We start from the raw sequence: 16098 nt of genomic DNA on the forward strand, positions 1-16098 counted from the left end.
TATGCCGCCGCCGCGTGTCCGTAGCCGATCGGCGCGCCCCGCGTGTCGTGGCACGATGGCGCGGTGACCACAGTCTTGAACGATTCGCCTTTCGTGCGGGCGTGCCGCGGCCTCGACGTGCCGCACACCCCGGTCTGGTTCATGCGGCAGGCCGGGCGGTCGCTGCCCGAGTACCGCAAGATCCGTGAGGGCATCGGCATGCTCGACTCCTGCCGGCGTCCCGACCTGGTCACCGAGATCACCCTGCAGCCGGTGCGCCGGCACAACGTGGACGCGGCCATCCTGTTCAGCGACATCGTCGTGCCGATCGCGGCGGCCGGCATCGACCTCGACATCGTGGCCGGCACGGGCCCGGTCGTGGCCGAGCCGATCCGCACCGCGGCCGGTGTCGAGCGGCTGCGGGCGATCACCTCCGACGACGTCGGTTTCGTCGCCGAGTCGGTCCGGCTGCTGGTCAAGGAGCTGGGGAGCACGCCCCTGATCGGCTTCGCGGGGGCGCCGTTCACGCTGGCCAGCTATCTCATCGAGGGCGGTCCCTCGCGGACCTATCTGAAGACCAAGGCCATGATGTACGGCGAACCGGCGCTCTGGAACGCGCTGCTGAGCCGCCTGGCCGACATCACGCTGGCCTTCCTGCGCACCCAGATCGGCGCCGGGGTCAGCGCGGTGCAGCTGTTCGACTCGTGGGCCGGCGCGCTGAGCGAGGCCGACTATCGCGAGCACGTCCTGCCGCACTCCCAGCGGGTGCTGACCGGGCTGGCCGATGCCGGCGTGCCGCGCATCCACTTCGGGGTGGGCACCGCGGTGCTGCTCGAGGCGATGGGTGAGGCCGGCGCCGATGTGGTCGGTGTGGACTGGCGTACGCCACTCGATCGGGCGACGAAGGTGATCGGGCCGTCGAAAGCGGTGCAGGGCAACCTCGACCCGGCCGTGCTGTTCGCCGGCCGCGAGGTCGTCGAGCGCGAGGCCCGCCGCGTGCTCGAGCAGGGCCGGGCCGCCCCCGGGCACGTCTTCAACCTGGGGCACGGCGTGATGCCGGAGACCGATCCGGACGCGCTGACCCGGCTGGTCGCGTTCGTCCACGAGACGTCCGCTCGATAGGTCACACTCGCGGGCCCCCGCCGAGGCGGCGGGGGCGCCAAGTGGAAGGGTTGAGGCGTGCGGAAGCGGGTTGCGGTCATCGGAGGCGGCATCGCCGGCCTCGCGGCGGCCGTGCGGCTGCGGGATCTGACGCCGCCGGACACCGAGATCATCGTGTACGAGCAGAGCGGCGCCCTGGGCGGCAAGCTGCGCACCGGCGAGCTGGGCGGGGTGACCGTCGAGCGGGGCGCCGAGTCGTTCCTGATGTCGGGGACCGACGGGGCCGAGTCGGCCGCGGTCGGCCTGGTGAAGCGGCTCGGCCTGGGCGACACGATCAAACATCCGGCCAAGGTGCCGGCCGCGCTGGCCATCGGCGGGCGGCTCGCGCCGATGCCGCAGGGAACGCTTGTCGGCGTACCGGGGGATCTGGCGCAACTCGGCGATGTGGCGCACCCGGACGCCGAGCGGGACCACGACGCGGGCCGCCCGCTGCTCGCCGCGGGCGAAGATGTCGCGGTCGGTGCGCTGGTGCGTGACCGGTACGGCGACGAGGTGGTGGACCGGCTCGTCGACCCGATGCTGGGCGGCGTCTACGCGGGACGGGCCGACCGGCTGTCGTTGCAGGTGGCGATGCCGCAGCTGGCGCGGACGGCGCGGGTCGAGCACACCCTGCAGGGCGCGGTGCGAGCGGCGCAGCGGGCGAGCCGCCGGGTGCCCGGCCAGCCGATCTTCGGTGCGGTCGAGGGCGGCATGAGCCGCCTGGTGGGCGCGGCCGCGGCGGCCAGCGGGGCGCGGATCAGCCTGGGTCTTCCGGTACGTGAGATCGCGCGCACGGCACACGGGTGGCGGCTGCTGCTCGGGCCGGTGCCGGCGCCGCAGACCGATGACGTCGACGCCGTCGTGTTGGCCGTGCCTGCTGCGCCAGCTTCTCGTCTTTTGTCCGGAATTTCCGACATCGCGGCTGACGCTGTCTCGCGGTTGGCTTACGCGAGCGTGGCCTTGGTCGGCCTCGCGCTCCCGCCTGGGACGCCTCTTCCGGATTTGTCGGGATTTTTGGTGCCGCCGAGTGAGGGCACGTTGGTCAAAGCGGCCACGTTCTTCACGACGAAGTGGCCCCATGCGGCCGGTGGCGGCTCGGTGATCGTGCGGGCGTCGCTCGGGCGCGCGGGCGAAGAGGAGCGACTGCAGGTCGACGACGCGGTGCTTCTCGACCGGGCGCTGTCCGATCTCGCCCGGATGCTGGGTGACGAGCTTCCGCCGCCGGCGGCGTCGTGGGTGCAGCGCTGGGGCGGCGCCATGCCGCAGTACGCGCCGGGGCACCTGGACCGGCTGGCCGCGGCCCGGGCCGCCCTGCCGCCGGGGCTGGCGCTGGCCGGTGCGGCGTTCGACGGGATCGGCATCCCGGTCTGCATCGCCAGTGGCGAGCGGGCCGCCGAAGACGTGAGCAAGGCTCTAGAAGGGTAGAAGCATGGGCGAGCAGACGAACGCGGCGCGGCTCAACGAGCTGAACGCGACCATCCGGTACACGATGTGGTCGGTCTTCCGGGCCGAGTCGCCGCTGCCGGCGCTGCGCGACGAGCTGGCCGGCGAGGTGGACGGCCTCTTCGAGCAGCTCGCCGCCAAGGACGTGACGATCCGCGGCACGTACGACGTGTCGGGTCTGCGGGCCGACGCCGACGTGATGATCTGGTGGCACTCGGAGTCGCCGGACGCGCTCCAGGAGGCGTACTCCCTGTTCCGCCGGACCGCGCTGGGCCGGCACCTGGCCCCGGTCTGGTCGCAGATGGCGCTGCACCGCCCGGCCGAGTTCAACAAGAGCCACATCCCGGCCTTCCTGGCCGGCGAGGAGGCGCGGCCGTACCTCTGCGTCTACCCGTTCGTGCGGTCGTACGAGTGGTATCTGCTGCCCGACGAGGAGCGGCGCCACATGCTGGCCGAACACGGCAAGCTGGCCCGCGGATATCCGGACGTGCGGGCCAACACGGTCGCCTCGTTCGCGCTGGGCGACTACGAGTGGATGCTGGCCTTCGAGGCCGACGAGCTCTACCGCATCGTCGACCTGATGCGTGACCTGCGGGCGTCCGGGGCGCGGCGGCACGTGCGCGAGGAGGTTCCGTTCTACACGGGCCGCCGGCGCTCGATCGGCGAGATCGTCGCTACCCTGCCGTGACCCTTCGCATGGGCACGTGCGGGATGCCGTCCTCCAGGTATTCCGGACCGGTCGGCTCGTATCCGAACTTGGCGTAGAACTTCGTGAGATGCGCCTGGGCGTCGAGGACGCTCGGGCGGTTCCCGATGACGGCCAGCGCCTCGGTCATGAGCCGGCCGGCGAGCCCGATGCCGCGGGCGCTCTTGGCGGTGACCACGCGGCCGATGCGCTGCACGTCGCCGTCGTCCAGGATGCGGAGATAAGTCCGGATCTCTTCGTCGCGCGTGAACCACAGATGCCTGGTGCCGGGCTCGTCGTCGCGGCCGTCGAGCTCGCCGTACGGGCACTGCTGCTCGGTGATGAACACGTCCGCGCGCAGCTTGAGGATCGCGTACAGGGTCGTGGTGTCGAGATCTCGGAACGAGGCCGACCTGAACTCGTCATGTTGATCCGGTTGCATGGGCCGAAGCGTATGCGGCGCGGCGTCACCCGTATCGTCCCCGGGCGTTATAGGGATGGAAGCCCGAGGTGTGGAGGCCTTCATGATCAAGCGGAGCAAGCTCTTCGGCAACAAGACCCGGGTGACCTTCTGCCTGCCCCGGGAGGTCGTCAACGGGCAGGTCAGCGTCGTGGGCACCTTCAACGAGTGGGAGCCGGGCCGGCACGAGCTCAAGCCGCGCCGCGACGGCACCCGCACGGTCAGCGTGACCGTCGGGCCCGGCCGCTACCGGTTCCGCTATCTGGCCACGGGCGGCGTCTGGTTCGACGACGAGCTGGGTGACGAGCTTCTCGTGTGAGGGGTTTCGCAGTTTCGGCCGGATTGCACCGGAGATTCGCTTGACTTGGCAAGCAGATCTTCGAGGAGGCAACCATGGCCGGTACGCGGCTCGCAGTCATCTACTACTCGTCCACCGGGACCATCCACAAGATGGCCGAGCGTATCGCCGAGGCGGGTGAGAAGGCCGGAGCCGAGGTACGACTGCGCCAGGTGCCCGAGCTCGCGCCGGCCGAGGCGATCGCCTCCAACGCGGCCTGGAGCCAGCACTTCGACAAGACCAAGAACGAGCCCAAGGCCACCGCCGACGACGTGGTCTGGGCCGACGCGGTGCTGTTCGGCACGCCGACCCGCTACGGCAACGTGGCCAGCCAGCTCAAGCAGTTCATCGACACCCTCGGCCCGCAGTGGGGCCAGGGTCTGCTGGCGAACAAGGCGTACGCCGGCTTCACCGCCTCGATGACGGCGCACGGCGGCCAGGAGTCGACGCTGCTGGCGCTGTACAACACGATCTACCACTTCGGCGGCATCGTGGTGGCGCCCGGCTACACCGACCCGCTCAAGTTCTCCGACGGCAACCCGTACGGCGTCTCGCACGTCACCGGCGGCACCAACGACGCTCCGCTGGGCGACGCCCAGTACGCGGCCCTCGACCACCTCGCGCAGCGCATCGTCTCGATCGGCGGCCGGTTGAAAACCGACTAAATTTCACATTTGCCGCTAATCTGGCTGCATGACCACGTACGAAACCGCCGACCTGCACACCCGGGTCGCCCGGTACGAGGCCGCCCTGGAAGAGTTGCGGGCGGCGCACCAGGACGTCCGCGCCGTCCTTCAGGACCAGATCCTCTACGAACGGTGGCAGCAGATGGGCGCCGACCTCGGCTTCGTCGCCGACCAGGCGCCGCCGCCCGACCAGAACCGGCCCCAGCGGGACCTGCAGTCGCTCAACGAGCACATCCCACAGATGTCGGACAGCTGGGCCAGCTAGGTTCCTTCTGCCCCCGGCCACCAGGGGGCGGAGAGATCCCGGTTGCCGGCCGCTACCGGGACCCGCCGGACGGTCCCACCCCTGTGTGGGCCCGCCCGGCGGGTAGTTTGGCTGCCATGCCCGTCGACACCCAGTACGAGGACCTGCTGCGCCGGGTCCTGACCACCGGAACCCCGAAAAGCGACCGCACCGGCACCGGCACGGTCAGCCTGTTCGGCGAGCGCCTGCGCTACGACCTGTCGGCCGGCTTCCCGCTGATCACCACCAAGCGGGTGCACTTCAAGTCGCTGGCGGTCGAGCTGCTGTGGTTCCTGCGGGGCGACAGCAACGTCGGCTGGCTGCGCGAGCGTGGGGTGACCATCTGGGACGAGTGGGCCTCGCCCACCGGCGAGCTGGGCCCGGTCTACGGGGTGCAGTGGCGCTCCTGGCCGAAACCGGACGGCGGCCACATCGACCAGATCAGCGGCATCCTCGAGACGCTGCGGCGCGACCCCGACTCGCGCCGGATGATCGTCTCGGCCTGGAACGTGGCCGACCTGCCGGAGATGGCGCTGGCCCCGTGCCACGCGATGTTCCAGTTCTACGTGGCCGACGGCCGGCTCTCCTGCCAGCTCTACCAGCGCAGCGCCGACCTGTTCCTGGGCGTGCCGTTCAACATCGCCAGCTACGCGCTGCTGACCCGCATGGTGGCCGACCAGGCCGGTCTGCTGCCGGGCGACTTCATCTGGGTCGGTGGCGACTGCCACATCTACAACAACCACGTCGACCAGGTACGCGAGCAGTTGTCCCGCTCGGCGTACGAGTTCCCTCAGCTGGCGTTGAAACCGGCGCCGTCGCTGTTCGACTACGAGTACGAGGACTTCGAGGTCGTGGGCTATCAGCACCACCCCGCGCTGAAGGCGCCGGTGGCGGTATGACGGTGCACATGATCTGGGCCGAGGCGCGCGACCGGGTGGTCGGCGCGAACGGGAAGATCCCGTGGCGGCTCCCGGACGACCAGCGGATGTTCCGGGAGCGCACCGTCGGCGCGACCGTGGTGATGGGGCGGGCGACGTGGGATTCGCTCCCGCCGCGCTTCCGGCCGCTGCCGGGCCGGCGCAACGTGGTACTGACCCGTGACCCTTCGTGGTCGGCCGAAGGGGCGGAAGTCGCCCACTCGGTGGAGGAGGTGGACCTCACAGGCGAGGTCTGGGTGATGGGCGGGGAGTCCGTGTACGCGGCCTTCCTGCCGGTGGCCGGCCACATCCTCCGCACCCGCCTCGACCTGGCGGTTTCCGGCGACACGTACGCCCCCGAGTTGGGTGACGGATGGGTCGTCGCGTCCTCGTCGGGCTGGCAGACTTCGGGTGACGGCCTGCGGTACGTGGTCGAGGAAATGGTTCGCACCGGGCAAGCCGCACAGGCAGGGCAGACGGCGGTTGCCACGCAAAGCTAGTCTTCCCGCCGACGGATGGCGCTAGCAGGAAGAGGTCACTCATGCTCCGGTCACAGGTGACACTCTCCGTGGTCACGCCGATGTACAACGAGCGCGAGGCGGTCGACCACTTCGTCGGCCGGCTGCGCCCGGTGCTGGACGGGCTCGGCGACTCGTACGAGGTGGTGGCCGTCGACGACGGCAGCAGCGACGCGACCGTCTCGCGGCTGATGCAGCTGCGCGCCGAGTGGCCGCAGCTGCGCGTGGTGGCCTTGCGCCGCAACGTCGGGCACCAGACGGCGCTGCGGGCCGGGCTGCGGGCGGCCAAGGGCGCGTACGTGGTGAGCATCGACGCCGACCTCCAGGACCCGCCCGAGGTGATCGGCGAGATGCTGGCCGCGGCCCGCCGCGAAAAGGTCGACGTGGTCTACGGGGTGCGCAGCGACCGCAGCACCGACACGGCGTTCAAGCGCCAGACCGCGGGCCTCTACTACCGGGTGATGCGCAAGCTGGTCGGCCCGTGGGTCTCCGACCAGGCCGGCGACTTCCGCCTGATGAGCCGGGCCGTGGTCGACGTGCTCAACGGGCTGCCCGAGCCGCGCCCGGTCTACCGGCTGATCGTGCCGTCGCTGGGCTTCAGCAGCGCCGAGGTGCCCTATGTGCGGGCCGAGCGGGTGGCCGGCGAGACGAAATACCCGCTGTCGAAGATGATCAAGCTGACGCTCGACAGCGTCACCAGCTTCTCGGCGGCCCCGCTGAAGATCGCGACCTGGCTCGGGCTGTTCAGCTTCTTCATCTGTGTCGTGCTGATGGTCGTCGCGCTGATCACATGGCTGGCCGACGCGGTGGTGCCCGGCTGGACCTCGCTCTACGTGGCGGTGCTGCTGCTCGGCGGCATCCAGCTGATCTGCCTGGGTCTGCTGGGCGAGTACATCGGGCGCATCTACGCGGCCAGCCAGGGCCGGCCGCCGTTCCTGGTCGCCTTCGACACGGCCGCGCTCGACGTGAGCGTGGCGACGCCGGTGCCCGGCGGGCCGCTCGACGACGATGTCGAGGCTGTGGAGCTGGCCGGCCAGGCGCCTTCGGTGCGTTCCTAGGCCTTCGGCTCCAGGCGGATCGACAGGCTGTTGACGCAGTGCCGGGTGTTCTTCGCGGTCATGTGCTCGCCGCGGAAGACGTGGCCCAGGTGCGAGTCACAGTTGGCACAGCGGATCTCCGTACGGGCCATGCCGTGGCTGTAGTCGTTGATCTCCTTGATCGCGCCGGGGATCGCGTCGTCGAACGAGGGCCAGCCGCAGTGCGAGTCGAACTTGTCGTCGCTGGGGTAGAGCGCGGCGCCGCACGCGCGGCAGTTGTACATGCCCTCGGTCTTGGTGTCGACGTACTCCCCGGACCAGGGGGCCTCGGTGCCCGCCTGGCGAAGCACCCGGAACTCGTCGGGGGAGAGGCGGACCCGCCACTCGTCCTCGGTGGTGGGCAGGGTGGTGTCGTTCGTTGCCATGCTTCAAAGGTACGACGCACCGGGGGTGCGGCCCGGTGGTCCCGGACGTCCGTTGAACCAGGGCATGGACGATGCATCGGCGGCGCTGTTCCGGCCCACCTGGCAGCAGGCCCTCGGGCGAGGGCTCTTTCTCGGCTCGATCGCGAACGTCGGCCTCTGGCTGCTCGTAGCGGTCCTGACCTGGGCTGATCTTGCCCTGCCGAACGGGCCCGGGTGGGCCTTCGTGGCGGCCGGGCCGGCGGTGGCCGGAGCCCTGATCGGGCTGGCGGCCCGCGGGCGGACGGGCACGCAGATCAGTTCGGGCGGCATCCGGACCCGTTCGGTGTTCGCGGACGGCGTAGCCACCTGGGACGACGTGGCCGACATGCGGGCCGAGCGGCGGGGCGCGCGCACCGTGGTGTCGGTCTATCTGAACTCCGGCGCCAGTGTGCGGCTGCGAGCCCCGTACAGCGGCGAACTCTTCGCGGCCGACCCCAAGTTCGAGGGCAAAATGTTCGCTTTGTCCCATCTGTGGCGGAGTCACCGTTTCGGTGGTCTTCCGGGATGATGACCCGCCGAGGCGTCTTAAAGGGTAAATCGGGCATTTGCCGCTAAGCTCCCCTCTCGGACCATGAACACCGCCAGAGAACGGATTAACTCCTCATGAGCTCACTTCGCCGGATCGTCGCCGTCGGACTGCCCACCGCCGGCCTCACCGTCGCCGCCGCGCTGGCCCTCGGCGGCTCGCCCGCCGTGGCCACCGCCGACCAGGCTCCGCAGCCGATGGTCGCCGCCACCACGACCGACCCGGGCCGTCCCGGAGGCGCCGCCGGATACGGCACCGAGGCTCCCGACGACGAGACCCCGACCCGCGGCAACCCGGGCTACGGCAGCCCGGCCCCGACCACGCCGGCCCCCAGCTCGGCCACGCCGAGCACCCCGGCCACCACCACGCCGACCGCCAACACGGACACCGTCCCGGCCGAGACCCCGGCCGGCGCGGCTCCGGCCACCACGGCCCCGGGCGGCGGCGTCAGCGCCGGTGGAGCCCTGCCGGTGACCGGCGCGCCGATGAGCACGCTGGTGGCCCTGGGTGGCCTGCTGGTCGCCGCCGGCGCGGCTTCCGTCTTCTACACCCGGCGCCGTCGCAGCGCCTGATCGTCCGCCACAACGAAGGCCGCCCGGCGCCCGCCGGGCGGCCTTCGGCGTTCTCGGAGTCCTGGCGGGAAGCCAGAATGGCGGCATGAATCTTGCGGGGGTCCGGGCGGATGTCACCGTGATCGACGAGTTGCTGCGGGAAATCCTGATCCGGCCGGTGGACCTGGACGCCCCGGACTGGCTGGCTGAGCTCGAGCATGCCCCGCGGCCGGTGGACGAGGCCGGAGTGGCAACCGGGGCGGGTGCCGCGCTGGAGACTCCGCGATGGACCAGGGCGCCGATCCGCGTGACGAGCTGATGGCGATCTGGTCGTTGTGCGACGAGGCCCGCGCGCGGGGCATCGACGTGGAGCCCGTGCTGCGTGAGGGTTGCGGATCTGTCGTCAAACGTGGATCTTCACGGCTTCGGATCGATGCGGAGGCTGATCATGCGCGGGCTGGAGGAACACGACCTGGGATAGGTTCCGTCCCGCGGGTGTCGTACGCAGGGCTTAAGGTCTGGGGTATGCCCAAAGCCGCAGCGGAAGAGCATGAGATCGCCGGCCACACGGTGCGGCTGAGCAGCCCCGACAAGGTTGTGTTCCCGGCTAAGGGATACACCAAGCGCGATGTCTTCGGCTACTACGTGGCCGTCGGTGACGGGATCATGCGGGCGCTGAAGGACCGGCCGACGACACTGCAGCGCTTTCCGGACGGGATCGAAGGCGAGACCTTCTTCCAGAAGCGGATCGGGACGCGCGGTGTGCCCGACTGGATCGAGCGGGCGACGATCACATTCCCGAGCATGCGTACGGCCGAGGAGCTGTGCCCGGTCGATCTGGCGCACGTGGCCTGGGCCGCGCAGATGGGGACCATCGTCTTCCATCCGTGGCCGGTGCGGGCGGCCGCTCCCGACCAGCCCGACGAGCTGCGCATCGATCTCGATCCGCAGCCGGGGACGAACTTCGGTGACGTGGTGACCGCGGCCGGGGTGATCCGGGAGGTTCTCGGCGATCTGGGCTGGGTGGGCTTCCCCAAGACGTCGGGTGGGCGGGGCGTCCACGTCTACGTGCGCATCGAGCCCCGGTGGGATTTCGTGCAGGTGCGGCGGGCGGCGATCGCCCTGGCCCGCGAGGTGGAGCGGCGCCGGCCCGAGGCGATCACCACCGCCTGGTGGAAGGAGGAGCGGGGCGAGCGGGTCTTCATCGACTACAACCAGATGGCGCGTGACCGCACCATCGCCTGTGCCTATTCGCTGCGGGCCAACGGGCGGGCCACCGCCTCCGCGCCCGTGACCTGGGACGAGCTGGCCGATGTGGAGCCGGACGACTTCGATCTGCGTACCGTGCCGAAGCGTTTCGCCGAGATCGGTGACCCGCACGCGGCGATCGACGACGTCGCCCACGACATCACGCCGCTGCTGGAGTGGTCGGCCCGCGACGAGAAGGACGGCCTGGGCGACCTGCCCTACCCGCCCGACCACCCGAAGATGCCGGGCGAGCCGCCCCGCGTGCAGCCCAGCAAGATGAACAAGGCCAACTGGGAGGGCCAGTGACTACTTGGTCTCCAGGCGTCCCAGGCCGCCCGGGTCCGGCAGGTCCTCGCCGCGCAGATAGGCCGTGGTGAGCCGCTGCAGCAGCGCGAGCCGGGACGGGTCCTCGTCGGTTGTCTCGCGGGCCTCGTATCCGGGGATGCCGCCGAGCGAGTGCTCGGCGCCGTACAAAGTCAGCAGGGTCTTGGGTCCCGGAGCCAGCAGGTAGGGGTCGGCCATCCAGTCGGGGCCGCGGGTCGTCAGGAAGTTCTGGTCCTTGTCGCCGGCGACGACCAGGGCCGGCGCGGTCATGTGCCCGAAGTCCGGGTTGAGATAGGGGAAGTGCTCGGTCGCGTACGGGGTCAGGTCGTCGCCGCCCCGGCCGGCCGTGGCCAGCAGCACGCCCTTGCGAACGCGCGGGTTGCGGAAGTCCTCGCCGAAGACGCGCAGGCCCAGCAGCGCGCCGGTGGTCTGGCCACCGAACGAGTGCCCGGCGGCGACGATGTGGTCGTGGTCGACCCGGCCGGCGAGCCCGGGGACGGCCGCCTCCAGCGTGCCGAGGTGGTCGAGGGTGCGTTTCGCGTCGTCGATCCGGAACCGCCAGATGTTCGGCGTGCGCGGGTCCTCGGGGGCCAGGCCGACCGTGCGGGAGTCGAGATAGGTGGGCTGGAGGACCACGAAGCCCTGCCCGGCCCAGTGGTCGGCCAGCGGGCCGTAGCCGTCCAGCGACGAGCCGAAGCCGTGCGAGAAGAGCAGGACCGGCAGGTCGTGGCCGGTCAGCGGCGCGGTCACCCGCACGTGCAGGTCCTGGCCGCGGCCCGGAGCGGGCAACGCGACAGGCTTCACCGAGACGATCGGAGTCATGAGGCATCCTTGGTAAGTGGGACGTTGTCCCGATTGACGATACGGGACACTGTCCCGTTTAGCGGAGGAAGTGTGTCGTGAGCGACAGACCCCAGCGCGCCGACGCTCGGCGCAACGCGGCCACCCTGCTCGAGGCGGCCGCCTCGGTCTTCGTCAGCGAAGGGGTCGAGGCGCCGATCCGGGACATCGCGGCCGCGGCCGGGGTCGGCACGGCGACCATCTACCGGCACTATCCGACCCGGGCCGACCTGATCGTGGCGGTCTACCGGCATCAGGTGGAGGCGCTGGCCGAGGCCGGGCCGGTGCTGGTGGCGGAGGGGCCTACGCCGTACGCGGCGCTGGAACGCTGGATCGAGGTGTTCGTCGACTTCGTGATCACCAAGCAGGGGCTGGCGGCGGTGCTGCAGTCGGACGACCCCTGCTACGACCCGCTGCACTCGTACTTCGTGGAACGGCTCGTGCCGGTCTGCGCCGAGCTGCTCACGGCGGCCGCGGCAGCCGGGGAGATCCGGGGCGACCAGGACCCGTACGAGCTGATGCGCGGGGTCGGCAGCCTCTGCGCGGGCGCCGGGAAGAACATCCGGTACGACGCCCGGCGGCTGGTCGGGCTGCTGGTGGCGGGATTGCGCTCCTCACACTGAGCGCGGGGCCGGGAAACCTGTGGATTGAACGGGCGCGGATCGGGAGACTACGCGCTCATGGCACATCGCAGTCGACTCTCGACCTTCCTGATCGACACGCCCCGGGACGAGGCGCCCCAGGCCGCCGACTTCTGGTCGCGGGCGCTCGGCGTACCGGCGCAGCCCGTGCCCGGCGAGGAGCAGTTCATCTCGCTGCGCGGGGTGCTGCCCGACCACAACCTGGCGGTGCAGGCCGTCGACGACGCGCCGCGCTACCACTTCGACATCGAGACCGACGACGTCGAGGCCGAGACGGCCCGGCTCATCGGGCTCGGCGCGGTCGAGGAGGGCCGCTGGCTCGGGTGCGTGACCCTGCGGGCGCCGGGCGGCCACCTGCTGTGCGTGATCCCGCCGCACAGCGACCCCGAGATCTTCGACCGTCTAGCCCAGACCTGGGACTAGCTTCATGCCTTCGTGGGAGGCCGTGAAGCCCAGCGACTCGTAGAAGCGCCGCGCCTCGGTGCGGCGCTTGTCGGTCGTGAGCTGCACGAGGCCGGCGCCCCGCTCCCGGGCGCGCGTCATGGCGTACGCCATCATGGCCCGGCCCAGACCGCTGCCGCGACGGTCGGCACGGACCCGGACCGCCTCGATGGTCATGCGTCGGGTGCCACCCCGGCTCAGGCCGGGGATGAAGGTGAGCTGGCAGGTGGCGATGATCTCGCCGTCGTCGCCGACGATCAGCTCGTTGTTCGGGTCGGCGTCGATCTGCTCGAAGGCGGCCCAGATCGCGGCGTCGACCTCCTCCGAGACGGAACCGCGCGAACGGCTGATCTCGTCATCGGCCAACAGGGCCAGAATCGCGGGGACATCGGCCCGCTCGGCGATCCGGAACATCGGCACCTCTCCCTTTCCGATCGTTGCTCGGGCACGATGTTGGCCATGAAGGTGCTGCTCACGCCGCTGACGCGGGTTTATCGCGGGATCGTCTGGCTGGCCAACTCGCCGGGCACGCTGATTCTTTCGTACGCCATCCTGATCGTCGTCTGCGGCGTGCTCTTCTCCCTGTTCGAGGAGGGCAAGTCGCTGGGCGACGCGATCTGGTGGGCCGTGGTCACCGCGTCGACCGTCGGGTACGGCGACATCTCGCCCGCGTCGTGGCCGGGCCGGGTGATCGCCGGGCTGCTGATCTCGCTCATGGTGCTGGTCGTGATCCCGCTGATCACCGCGCACTTCGCCAGCAAGCTCATCGTCGACCGGGACGTCTTCCGGCACGAGGAGCAGGAGGAGCTCAAGCAGAACCTGCGGCACGTGCGGGCCCTGCTCGAGCAGATGGCGGCGAATCAGGGGATCACTTCGCCGGACAGCGCAGCCCCTCCTGCGGCACCTTCAGATCGATGAGATATCCGTCGACCGCCTGCACGATGCACGGCGTGCTCGGATAGGCCGTGTGGCCCTCGCCCTCCCAGGTCAGCACGTGACCGACGCCGAGCATCGAGGCCAGATCGGCGGTGTTCTCGTACGGCGTGGCGGGGTCGCCGGTCGTGCCGACCACCACGATCGGCGGGGCGCCCACGGCGGCGGCGGCCGGGTAGGGGTCGCGGTCGCCCTTCCAGACGGCGCAGGGCAGCATGCCGACCGCGAGCGAGCCGCCGAACAGCGGGTATTTCTTGCGCCACTCGCCCTGGAGCCGGCGCACCTCCTCGACCGTCGGCGCGTCCTTGGTGTCGGAGCAGTTCACGGCCAGGTTGGCGTCGAACAGGTTGCTGTATGTCCCGTCGGGCTTGCGCTCGGCGTACTGGTCGGCGAGCTCGAACACGCCCTCGGCGTCACCGGTCTTGAGGTCGGCGATCGCCTTGGCCAGGGCGGTCCAGCCGGTCTCGGTGTAGAGCGAGGACACCACGGCCACGAAGATCCAGCCCGAGGTGGCGTTGCGGCCGTCGGCGCCCTTGACCGGCTTGGTGTCGGCCGCCTTGAGCGCGTCGGTGACGGCCTTGCGCGCGTCCGGTGCGATCGGGCAGTCGGCCGTGTTGGCCTTGCACCAGTTGGTGAAGTTGGTGAAAGCGCGCTCGAAGCCCTTGGCCTGGCTCTCCGAGCCCTCGATGAAGCTCTGCTTCGGATCGACCGCGCCGTCGAGCACCAGCGCCCGGATCTTGGCCGGGAAGAGCTGGGCGTACGTGGCGCCGAGCAGTGTGCCGTACGAATAGCCCAGGTAGGTCAGCTTCTCGTCGCCGACCGCGCCGCGGATCGCGTCCATGTCCTTGGCCGCCTGCACGGTCGAGAACGTGGCCAGCTGGGCCGGACCGTATTTCTGGGCGCAGCCGTCGGCGATCTTCCGGTTCAGCGTGACGAGCTCGTTGTAGTCGGCCTGGCTGACCGGGTCGGGCACCGCGGCGAAGCTGGCGTCCTGGTCCTGCGAGCTGATGCACTTGACCGGGTCGGAACGGCCGACGCCGCGCGGGTCGAAGCCGATGATGTCGAACTTGTCGGTGATCTCGGTCGGCAGGCCGCCGAACTGCTGGCCGAACGACAGGTAGACCGCGGTGTCGATGCCGGAGCCGCCCGGCCCGCCCGGGTTGATCAGCAGCGAGCCGGTCCGCTGTTTCTGGGTGGCCGAGCGGATGCGGATCATCGCGATCGCATAGGTCTCGCCGTTGCCCGGGTCGGACCAGTCGCGAGGGACGGAGACCTTGGCGCAGTCGTACGTCATGCCGGCCGCGCCCCGGCCCACCAGCTGATCGGGGATCTCGGGGCAGGGCTGCCAGTCGGTGCCGGTCGCCTGCGCCGAGGAGGAGGACGTGCTCTGCGGGGCCGGCGTGGACTTGCCGGAGCCGTCCGGGGCGAACGAGGGCACAGTGCAGCCCGAGACGGTGACCACCAGCGCGGCGGCGACGGCCAGGAGAGAGCGGCGCACGGTGGACCTTTCGTCGGCGGACTGTCCCTCGAAGGCTATCCGGTGAGTCTGACAATCCGCGGTCAGCGGCTGGTCAGTACCTCGGCCAGATTGAACTGGACCGGGCGTTCCAGCTGCTCGTAGGTGCACGAGCGGGGCTCACGGTCGGTACGCCACCGTTCGAACTGGGCGGTGTGGCGGAACCGCAGACCCTCCATGTAGTCGTAGCGGACCTCGACCACCCGCTCCGGCCGCAGCGGCGTGAACGACAGGTCCTTGCCGTTGTTCCAGCGGCTCACCTCGTTCTTGCGCGGCGTGCGCTCGCCCTGCTCGTGGGCCGCCCAGTTCCACGGATGGCCCTCGAAGGTCGTCACCAGAGGCTGAAGTTCCTGAAAGAGCTCTTCCCGTACGGCCATGGGGAACGACCCGATGACGCCGACCGACACGAGCACATCGCGCTCGTCGTAGAGACCGAGCAGCAGCGAGCCGATCCGGTCGTCGCCGGACTTGTGCACCCGATATCCGGCGACCACGCAGTCGGCCGTGCGCTTGTGCTTGACCTTGAACATGACCCGCTTGTCGGGCTGGTAGACCAGATCCTTCGGCTTCGTGATCAGCCCGTCGAGCCCGGCCCCCTCGAATTCGGCGAACCAGCGCCGCGCGGTCTCCATGTCGTCGGTGGCCGGGGTGACGTACACCGGAGGCTTGGCGCTCTTCAGGGCCTCGGACAGCCGCGCGCGGCGCTCGGCGAAGGGCAGCTCGGTCAGATCCTCGTCGCCGAGCGCCAGCAGGTCGAAGGCCACGAAACCGGCCGGGGTCTGCTCGCTGAGAAGTTTCACCCGGCTCGCGGCGGGGTGGATGCGCTGCTGGAGGGCCTCGAAGTCGAGGGTGTTGCGCTCGGTGTCGGCCACGATCACCTCGCCGTCGATCACCGCCCGCTCCGGGAAGTTGGCCAGCACGGCCTCGACGACCTCGGGGAAGTAGCGGGTCATCGGTTTCTCGTTGCGACTGCCGATCTCCACCTCGTCCCCGTCGCGGAAGATGATCGACCGGAAGCCGTCCCACTTGGGCTCGTAGAGCTGTCCGGGCGGGATCTCGGCGACGGGCTTGGCGAGCATCGGCTTGACCGGTGGATTGATCGGCAGCTCCATCGCCCCAGTCTGCCGTC

The 16098-nt window shown here is 70.4% G+C and carries 22 protein-coding genes; 16 read left to right on the forward strand and 6 right to left on the reverse strand.

Annotated features, from left to right (window positions below):
• Positions 1 to 63 precede the first annotated feature (63 nt).
• From hemE to hemQ, 3 genes are read left to right on the forward strand one after another with little or no spacing between them, the layout of a single operon-like run.
• Positions 64 to 1101, forward strand: a complete 1038-nt coding sequence (hemE, locus tag ACFY36_RS29070) for a uroporphyrinogen decarboxylase (RefSeq protein ID WP_499749074.1) — start codon at positions 64 to 66, stop codon at positions 1099 to 1101.
• Positions 1102 to 1158: 57 nt separating this feature from the next.
• On the forward strand, positions 1159 to 2544 hold the full coding sequence (hemG, locus tag ACFY36_RS29075) for a protoporphyrinogen oxidase (protein ID WP_499749075.1): 1386 nt from the start codon (positions 1159 to 1161) through the stop codon (positions 2542 to 2544).
• 4 nt (positions 2545 to 2548) lie between these two features.
• Complete coding sequence (gene hemQ / locus ACFY36_RS29080; protein ID WP_499749076.1) at positions 2549 to 3250, forward strand: hydrogen peroxide-dependent heme synthase; 702 nt, start codon at positions 2549 to 2551, stop codon at positions 3248 to 3250.
• Here the strand turns inward: hemQ and ACFY36_RS29085 are convergent.
• Positions 3237 to 3689, reverse strand: coding sequence for a GNAT family N-acetyltransferase (locus ACFY36_RS29085; RefSeq protein WP_499749077.1), 453 nt, complete (start codon positions 3687 to 3689; stop codon positions 3237 to 3239). The genes hemQ and ACFY36_RS29085 overlap by 14 nt on opposite strands.
• An 82-nt stretch (positions 3690 to 3771) precedes the next feature.
• On the opposite strand from ACFY36_RS29085, the gene ACFY36_RS29090 reads away from it, so the two are divergent.
• The 6 genes from ACFY36_RS29090 to ACFY36_RS29115 all read left to right on the forward strand — a co-directional run bounded on the left by ACFY36_RS29090 (position 3772) and on the right by ACFY36_RS29115 (position 7506).
• Complete coding sequence (locus tag ACFY36_RS29090) at positions 3772 to 4026, forward strand: early set domain-containing protein (protein WP_499749078.1); 255 nt, start codon at positions 3772 to 3774, stop codon at positions 4024 to 4026.
• Positions 4027 to 4100: 74 nt separating this feature from the next.
• On the forward strand, positions 4101 to 4709 hold the full coding sequence (wrbA, locus tag ACFY36_RS29095) for an NAD(P)H:quinone oxidoreductase (protein WP_499749079.1): 609 nt from the start codon (positions 4101 to 4103) through the stop codon (positions 4707 to 4709).
• 28 nt (positions 4710 to 4737) lie between these two features.
• Positions 4738 to 4995 carry a hypothetical protein gene (locus ACFY36_RS29100; RefSeq protein ID WP_499749080.1) on the forward strand — a complete coding sequence of 86 codons (258 nt, stop codon included), beginning with the start codon at positions 4738 to 4740 and terminating at the stop codon, positions 4993 to 4995.
• A 116-nt stretch (positions 4996 to 5111) separates the two neighbouring features.
• Positions 5112 to 5912, forward strand: coding sequence for a thymidylate synthase (locus ACFY36_RS29105; protein WP_499749081.1), 801 nt, complete (start codon positions 5112 to 5114; stop codon positions 5910 to 5912).
• Complete coding sequence (locus tag ACFY36_RS29110) at positions 5909 to 6430, forward strand: dihydrofolate reductase (protein ID WP_499749082.1); 522 nt, start codon at positions 5909 to 5911, stop codon at positions 6428 to 6430. Before ACFY36_RS29105 ends, ACFY36_RS29110 begins: the two co-directional genes overlap by 4 nt.
• A 41-nt stretch (positions 6431 to 6471) precedes the next feature.
• On the forward strand, positions 6472 to 7506 hold the full coding sequence (locus tag ACFY36_RS29115; RefSeq protein WP_499749083.1) for a glycosyltransferase family 2 protein: 1035 nt from the start codon (positions 6472 to 6474) through the stop codon (positions 7504 to 7506).
• On the opposite strand, the gene msrB is transcribed toward ACFY36_RS29115, so the two are convergent.
• Positions 7503 to 7910, reverse strand: a complete 408-nt coding sequence (gene msrB, locus ACFY36_RS29120; RefSeq protein ID WP_499749084.1) for a peptide-methionine (R)-S-oxide reductase MsrB — start codon at positions 7908 to 7910, stop codon at positions 7503 to 7505. The genes ACFY36_RS29115 and msrB overlap by 4 nt on opposite strands.
• A gap of 64 nt (positions 7911 to 7974) precedes the next feature.
• On the opposite strand from msrB, the gene ACFY36_RS29125 reads away from it, so the two are divergent.
• From ACFY36_RS29125 to ligD, 4 genes are all read left to right on the forward strand, one after another.
• Positions 7975 to 8457, forward strand: a complete 483-nt coding sequence (locus ACFY36_RS29125) for a PH domain-containing protein (RefSeq protein ID WP_499749085.1) — start codon at positions 7975 to 7977, stop codon at positions 8455 to 8457.
• Between the two features lie 95 nt (positions 8458 to 8552).
• Positions 8553 to 9047: an LPXTG cell wall anchor domain-containing protein gene (locus tag ACFY36_RS29130; protein WP_499749086.1), complete on the forward strand. Its 495-nt coding sequence runs from the start codon at positions 8553 to 8555 to the stop codon at positions 9045 to 9047.
• 85 nt (positions 9048 to 9132) lie between these two features.
• A complete protein-coding gene (locus ACFY36_RS29135; protein WP_499749087.1) occupies positions 9133 to 9345 on the forward strand; it encodes a hypothetical protein in 213 nt (70 codons plus the stop codon).
• Between the two features lie 206 nt (positions 9346 to 9551).
• Positions 9552 to 10580, forward strand: a complete 1029-nt coding sequence (gene ligD / locus ACFY36_RS29140) for a non-homologous end-joining DNA ligase (RefSeq protein ID WP_499749088.1) — start codon at positions 9552 to 9554, stop codon at positions 10578 to 10580.
• On the opposite strand, the gene ACFY36_RS29145 is transcribed toward ligD, so the two are convergent.
• Positions 10581 to 11420, reverse strand: coding sequence for an alpha/beta hydrolase family protein (locus ACFY36_RS29145; RefSeq protein WP_499749089.1), 840 nt, complete (start codon positions 11418 to 11420; stop codon positions 10581 to 10583). It lies immediately after the preceding gene.
• 77 nt (positions 11421 to 11497) lie between these two features.
• Here ACFY36_RS29145 and ACFY36_RS29150 point away from each other — a divergent pair, with 77 nt between their 5' ends.
• Both ACFY36_RS29150 and ACFY36_RS29155 read left to right on the forward strand, forming a co-directional pair.
• Entirely contained in the window at positions 11498 to 12061 is a 564-nt protein-coding gene (locus tag ACFY36_RS29150) for a TetR/AcrR family transcriptional regulator (RefSeq protein WP_499749090.1), read from the forward strand.
• 57 nt (positions 12062 to 12118) lie between these two features.
• Positions 12119 to 12502: a VOC family protein gene (locus ACFY36_RS29155; protein WP_499749091.1), complete on the forward strand. Its 384-nt coding sequence runs from the start codon at positions 12119 to 12121 to the stop codon at positions 12500 to 12502.
• Here the strand turns inward: ACFY36_RS29155 and ACFY36_RS29160 are convergent.
• Positions 12482 to 12934, reverse strand: coding sequence for a GNAT family N-acetyltransferase (locus tag ACFY36_RS29160; RefSeq protein ID WP_499749092.1), 453 nt, complete (start codon positions 12932 to 12934; stop codon positions 12482 to 12484). The two genes, ACFY36_RS29155 and ACFY36_RS29160, sit on opposite strands and share 21 nt — an antisense overlap.
• Positions 12935 to 12979: 45 nt before the next feature.
• Here ACFY36_RS29160 and ACFY36_RS29165 point away from each other — a divergent pair, with 45 nt between their 5' ends.
• On the forward strand, positions 12980 to 13438 hold the full coding sequence (locus ACFY36_RS29165; RefSeq protein ID WP_499749093.1) for a potassium channel family protein: 459 nt from the start codon (positions 12980 to 12982) through the stop codon (positions 13436 to 13438).
• Here the strand turns inward: ACFY36_RS29165 and ACFY36_RS29170 are convergent.
• Positions 13389 to 14951 (reverse strand): alpha/beta hydrolase, encoded by a 1563-nt coding sequence (locus tag ACFY36_RS29170; protein WP_499749094.1) that lies wholly within the window; start codon positions 14949 to 14951, stop codon positions 13389 to 13391. The two genes, ACFY36_RS29165 and ACFY36_RS29170, sit on opposite strands and share 50 nt — an antisense overlap.
• A 62-nt stretch (positions 14952 to 15013) precedes the next feature.
• Positions 15014 to 16081 (reverse strand): ATP-dependent DNA ligase, encoded by a 1068-nt coding sequence (locus ACFY36_RS29175; RefSeq protein ID WP_499749095.1) that lies wholly within the window; start codon positions 16079 to 16081, stop codon positions 15014 to 15016.
• Between the last annotated feature and the right edge of the window lie 17 nt (positions 16082 to 16098).

Source organism: Actinoplanes sp. NPDC000266, assembly GCF_042899005.1.
Taxonomy (GTDB): Bacteria; Actinomycetota; Actinomycetes; order Mycobacteriales; family Micromonosporaceae; genus Actinoplanes.

Excerpts from the sequence above, each read along its gene's own strand:
- wrbA (WP_499749079.1), top strand. The coding sequence starts at position 4,101 with ATGGCCGGTACGCGGCTCGCAGTCATCTACTACTCGTCCACCGGGACC.
- ACFY36_RS29160 (WP_499749092.1), bottom strand. The coding sequence starts at position 12,934 with ATGTTCCGGATCGCCGAGCGGGCCGATGTCCCCGCGATTCTGGCCCTG.
- ACFY36_RS29105 (WP_499749081.1), top strand. The coding sequence starts at position 5,112 with ATGCCCGTCGACACCCAGTACGAGGACCTGCTGCGCCGGGTCCTGACC.
- ACFY36_RS29145 (WP_499749089.1), bottom strand. The coding sequence starts at position 11,420 with ATGACTCCGATCGTCTCGGTGAAGCCTGTCGCGTTGCCCGCTCCGGGC.
- ACFY36_RS29155 (WP_499749091.1), top strand. The coding sequence starts at position 12,119 with ATGGCACATCGCAGTCGACTCTCGACCTTCCTGATCGACACGCCCCGG.
- ACFY36_RS29125 (WP_499749085.1), top strand. The coding sequence starts at position 7,975 with ATGGACGATGCATCGGCGGCGCTGTTCCGGCCCACCTGGCAGCAGGCC.
- ACFY36_RS29165 (WP_499749093.1), top strand. The coding sequence starts at position 12,980 with ATGAAGGTGCTGCTCACGCCGCTGACGCGGGTTTATCGCGGGATCGTC.
- ACFY36_RS29135 (WP_499749087.1), top strand. The coding sequence starts at position 9,133 with ATGAATCTTGCGGGGGTCCGGGCGGATGTCACCGTGATCGACGAGTTG.
- ACFY36_RS29175 (WP_499749095.1), bottom strand. The coding sequence starts at position 16,081 with ATGGAGCTGCCGATCAATCCACCGGTCAAGCCGATGCTCGCCAAGCCC.
- msrB (WP_499749084.1), bottom strand. The coding sequence starts at position 7,910 with ATGGCAACGAACGACACCACCCTGCCCACCACCGAGGACGAGTGGCGG.
- hemQ (WP_499749076.1), top strand. The coding sequence starts at position 2,549 with ATGGGCGAGCAGACGAACGCGGCGCGGCTCAACGAGCTGAACGCGACC.
- ligD (WP_499749088.1), top strand. The coding sequence starts at position 9,552 with ATGCCCAAAGCCGCAGCGGAAGAGCATGAGATCGCCGGCCACACGGTG.
- ACFY36_RS29115 (WP_499749083.1), top strand. The coding sequence starts at position 6,472 with ATGCTCCGGTCACAGGTGACACTCTCCGTGGTCACGCCGATGTACAAC.
- ACFY36_RS29090 (WP_499749078.1), top strand. The coding sequence starts at position 3,772 with ATGATCAAGCGGAGCAAGCTCTTCGGCAACAAGACCCGGGTGACCTTC.
- ACFY36_RS29085 (WP_499749077.1), bottom strand. The coding sequence starts at position 3,689 with ATGCAACCGGATCAACATGACGAGTTCAGGTCGGCCTCGTTCCGAGAT.
- ACFY36_RS29100 (WP_499749080.1), top strand. The coding sequence starts at position 4,738 with ATGACCACGTACGAAACCGCCGACCTGCACACCCGGGTCGCCCGGTAC.
- ACFY36_RS29130 (WP_499749086.1), top strand. The coding sequence starts at position 8,553 with ATGAGCTCACTTCGCCGGATCGTCGCCGTCGGACTGCCCACCGCCGGC.
- ACFY36_RS29110 (WP_499749082.1), top strand. The coding sequence starts at position 5,909 with ATGACGGTGCACATGATCTGGGCCGAGGCGCGCGACCGGGTGGTCGGC.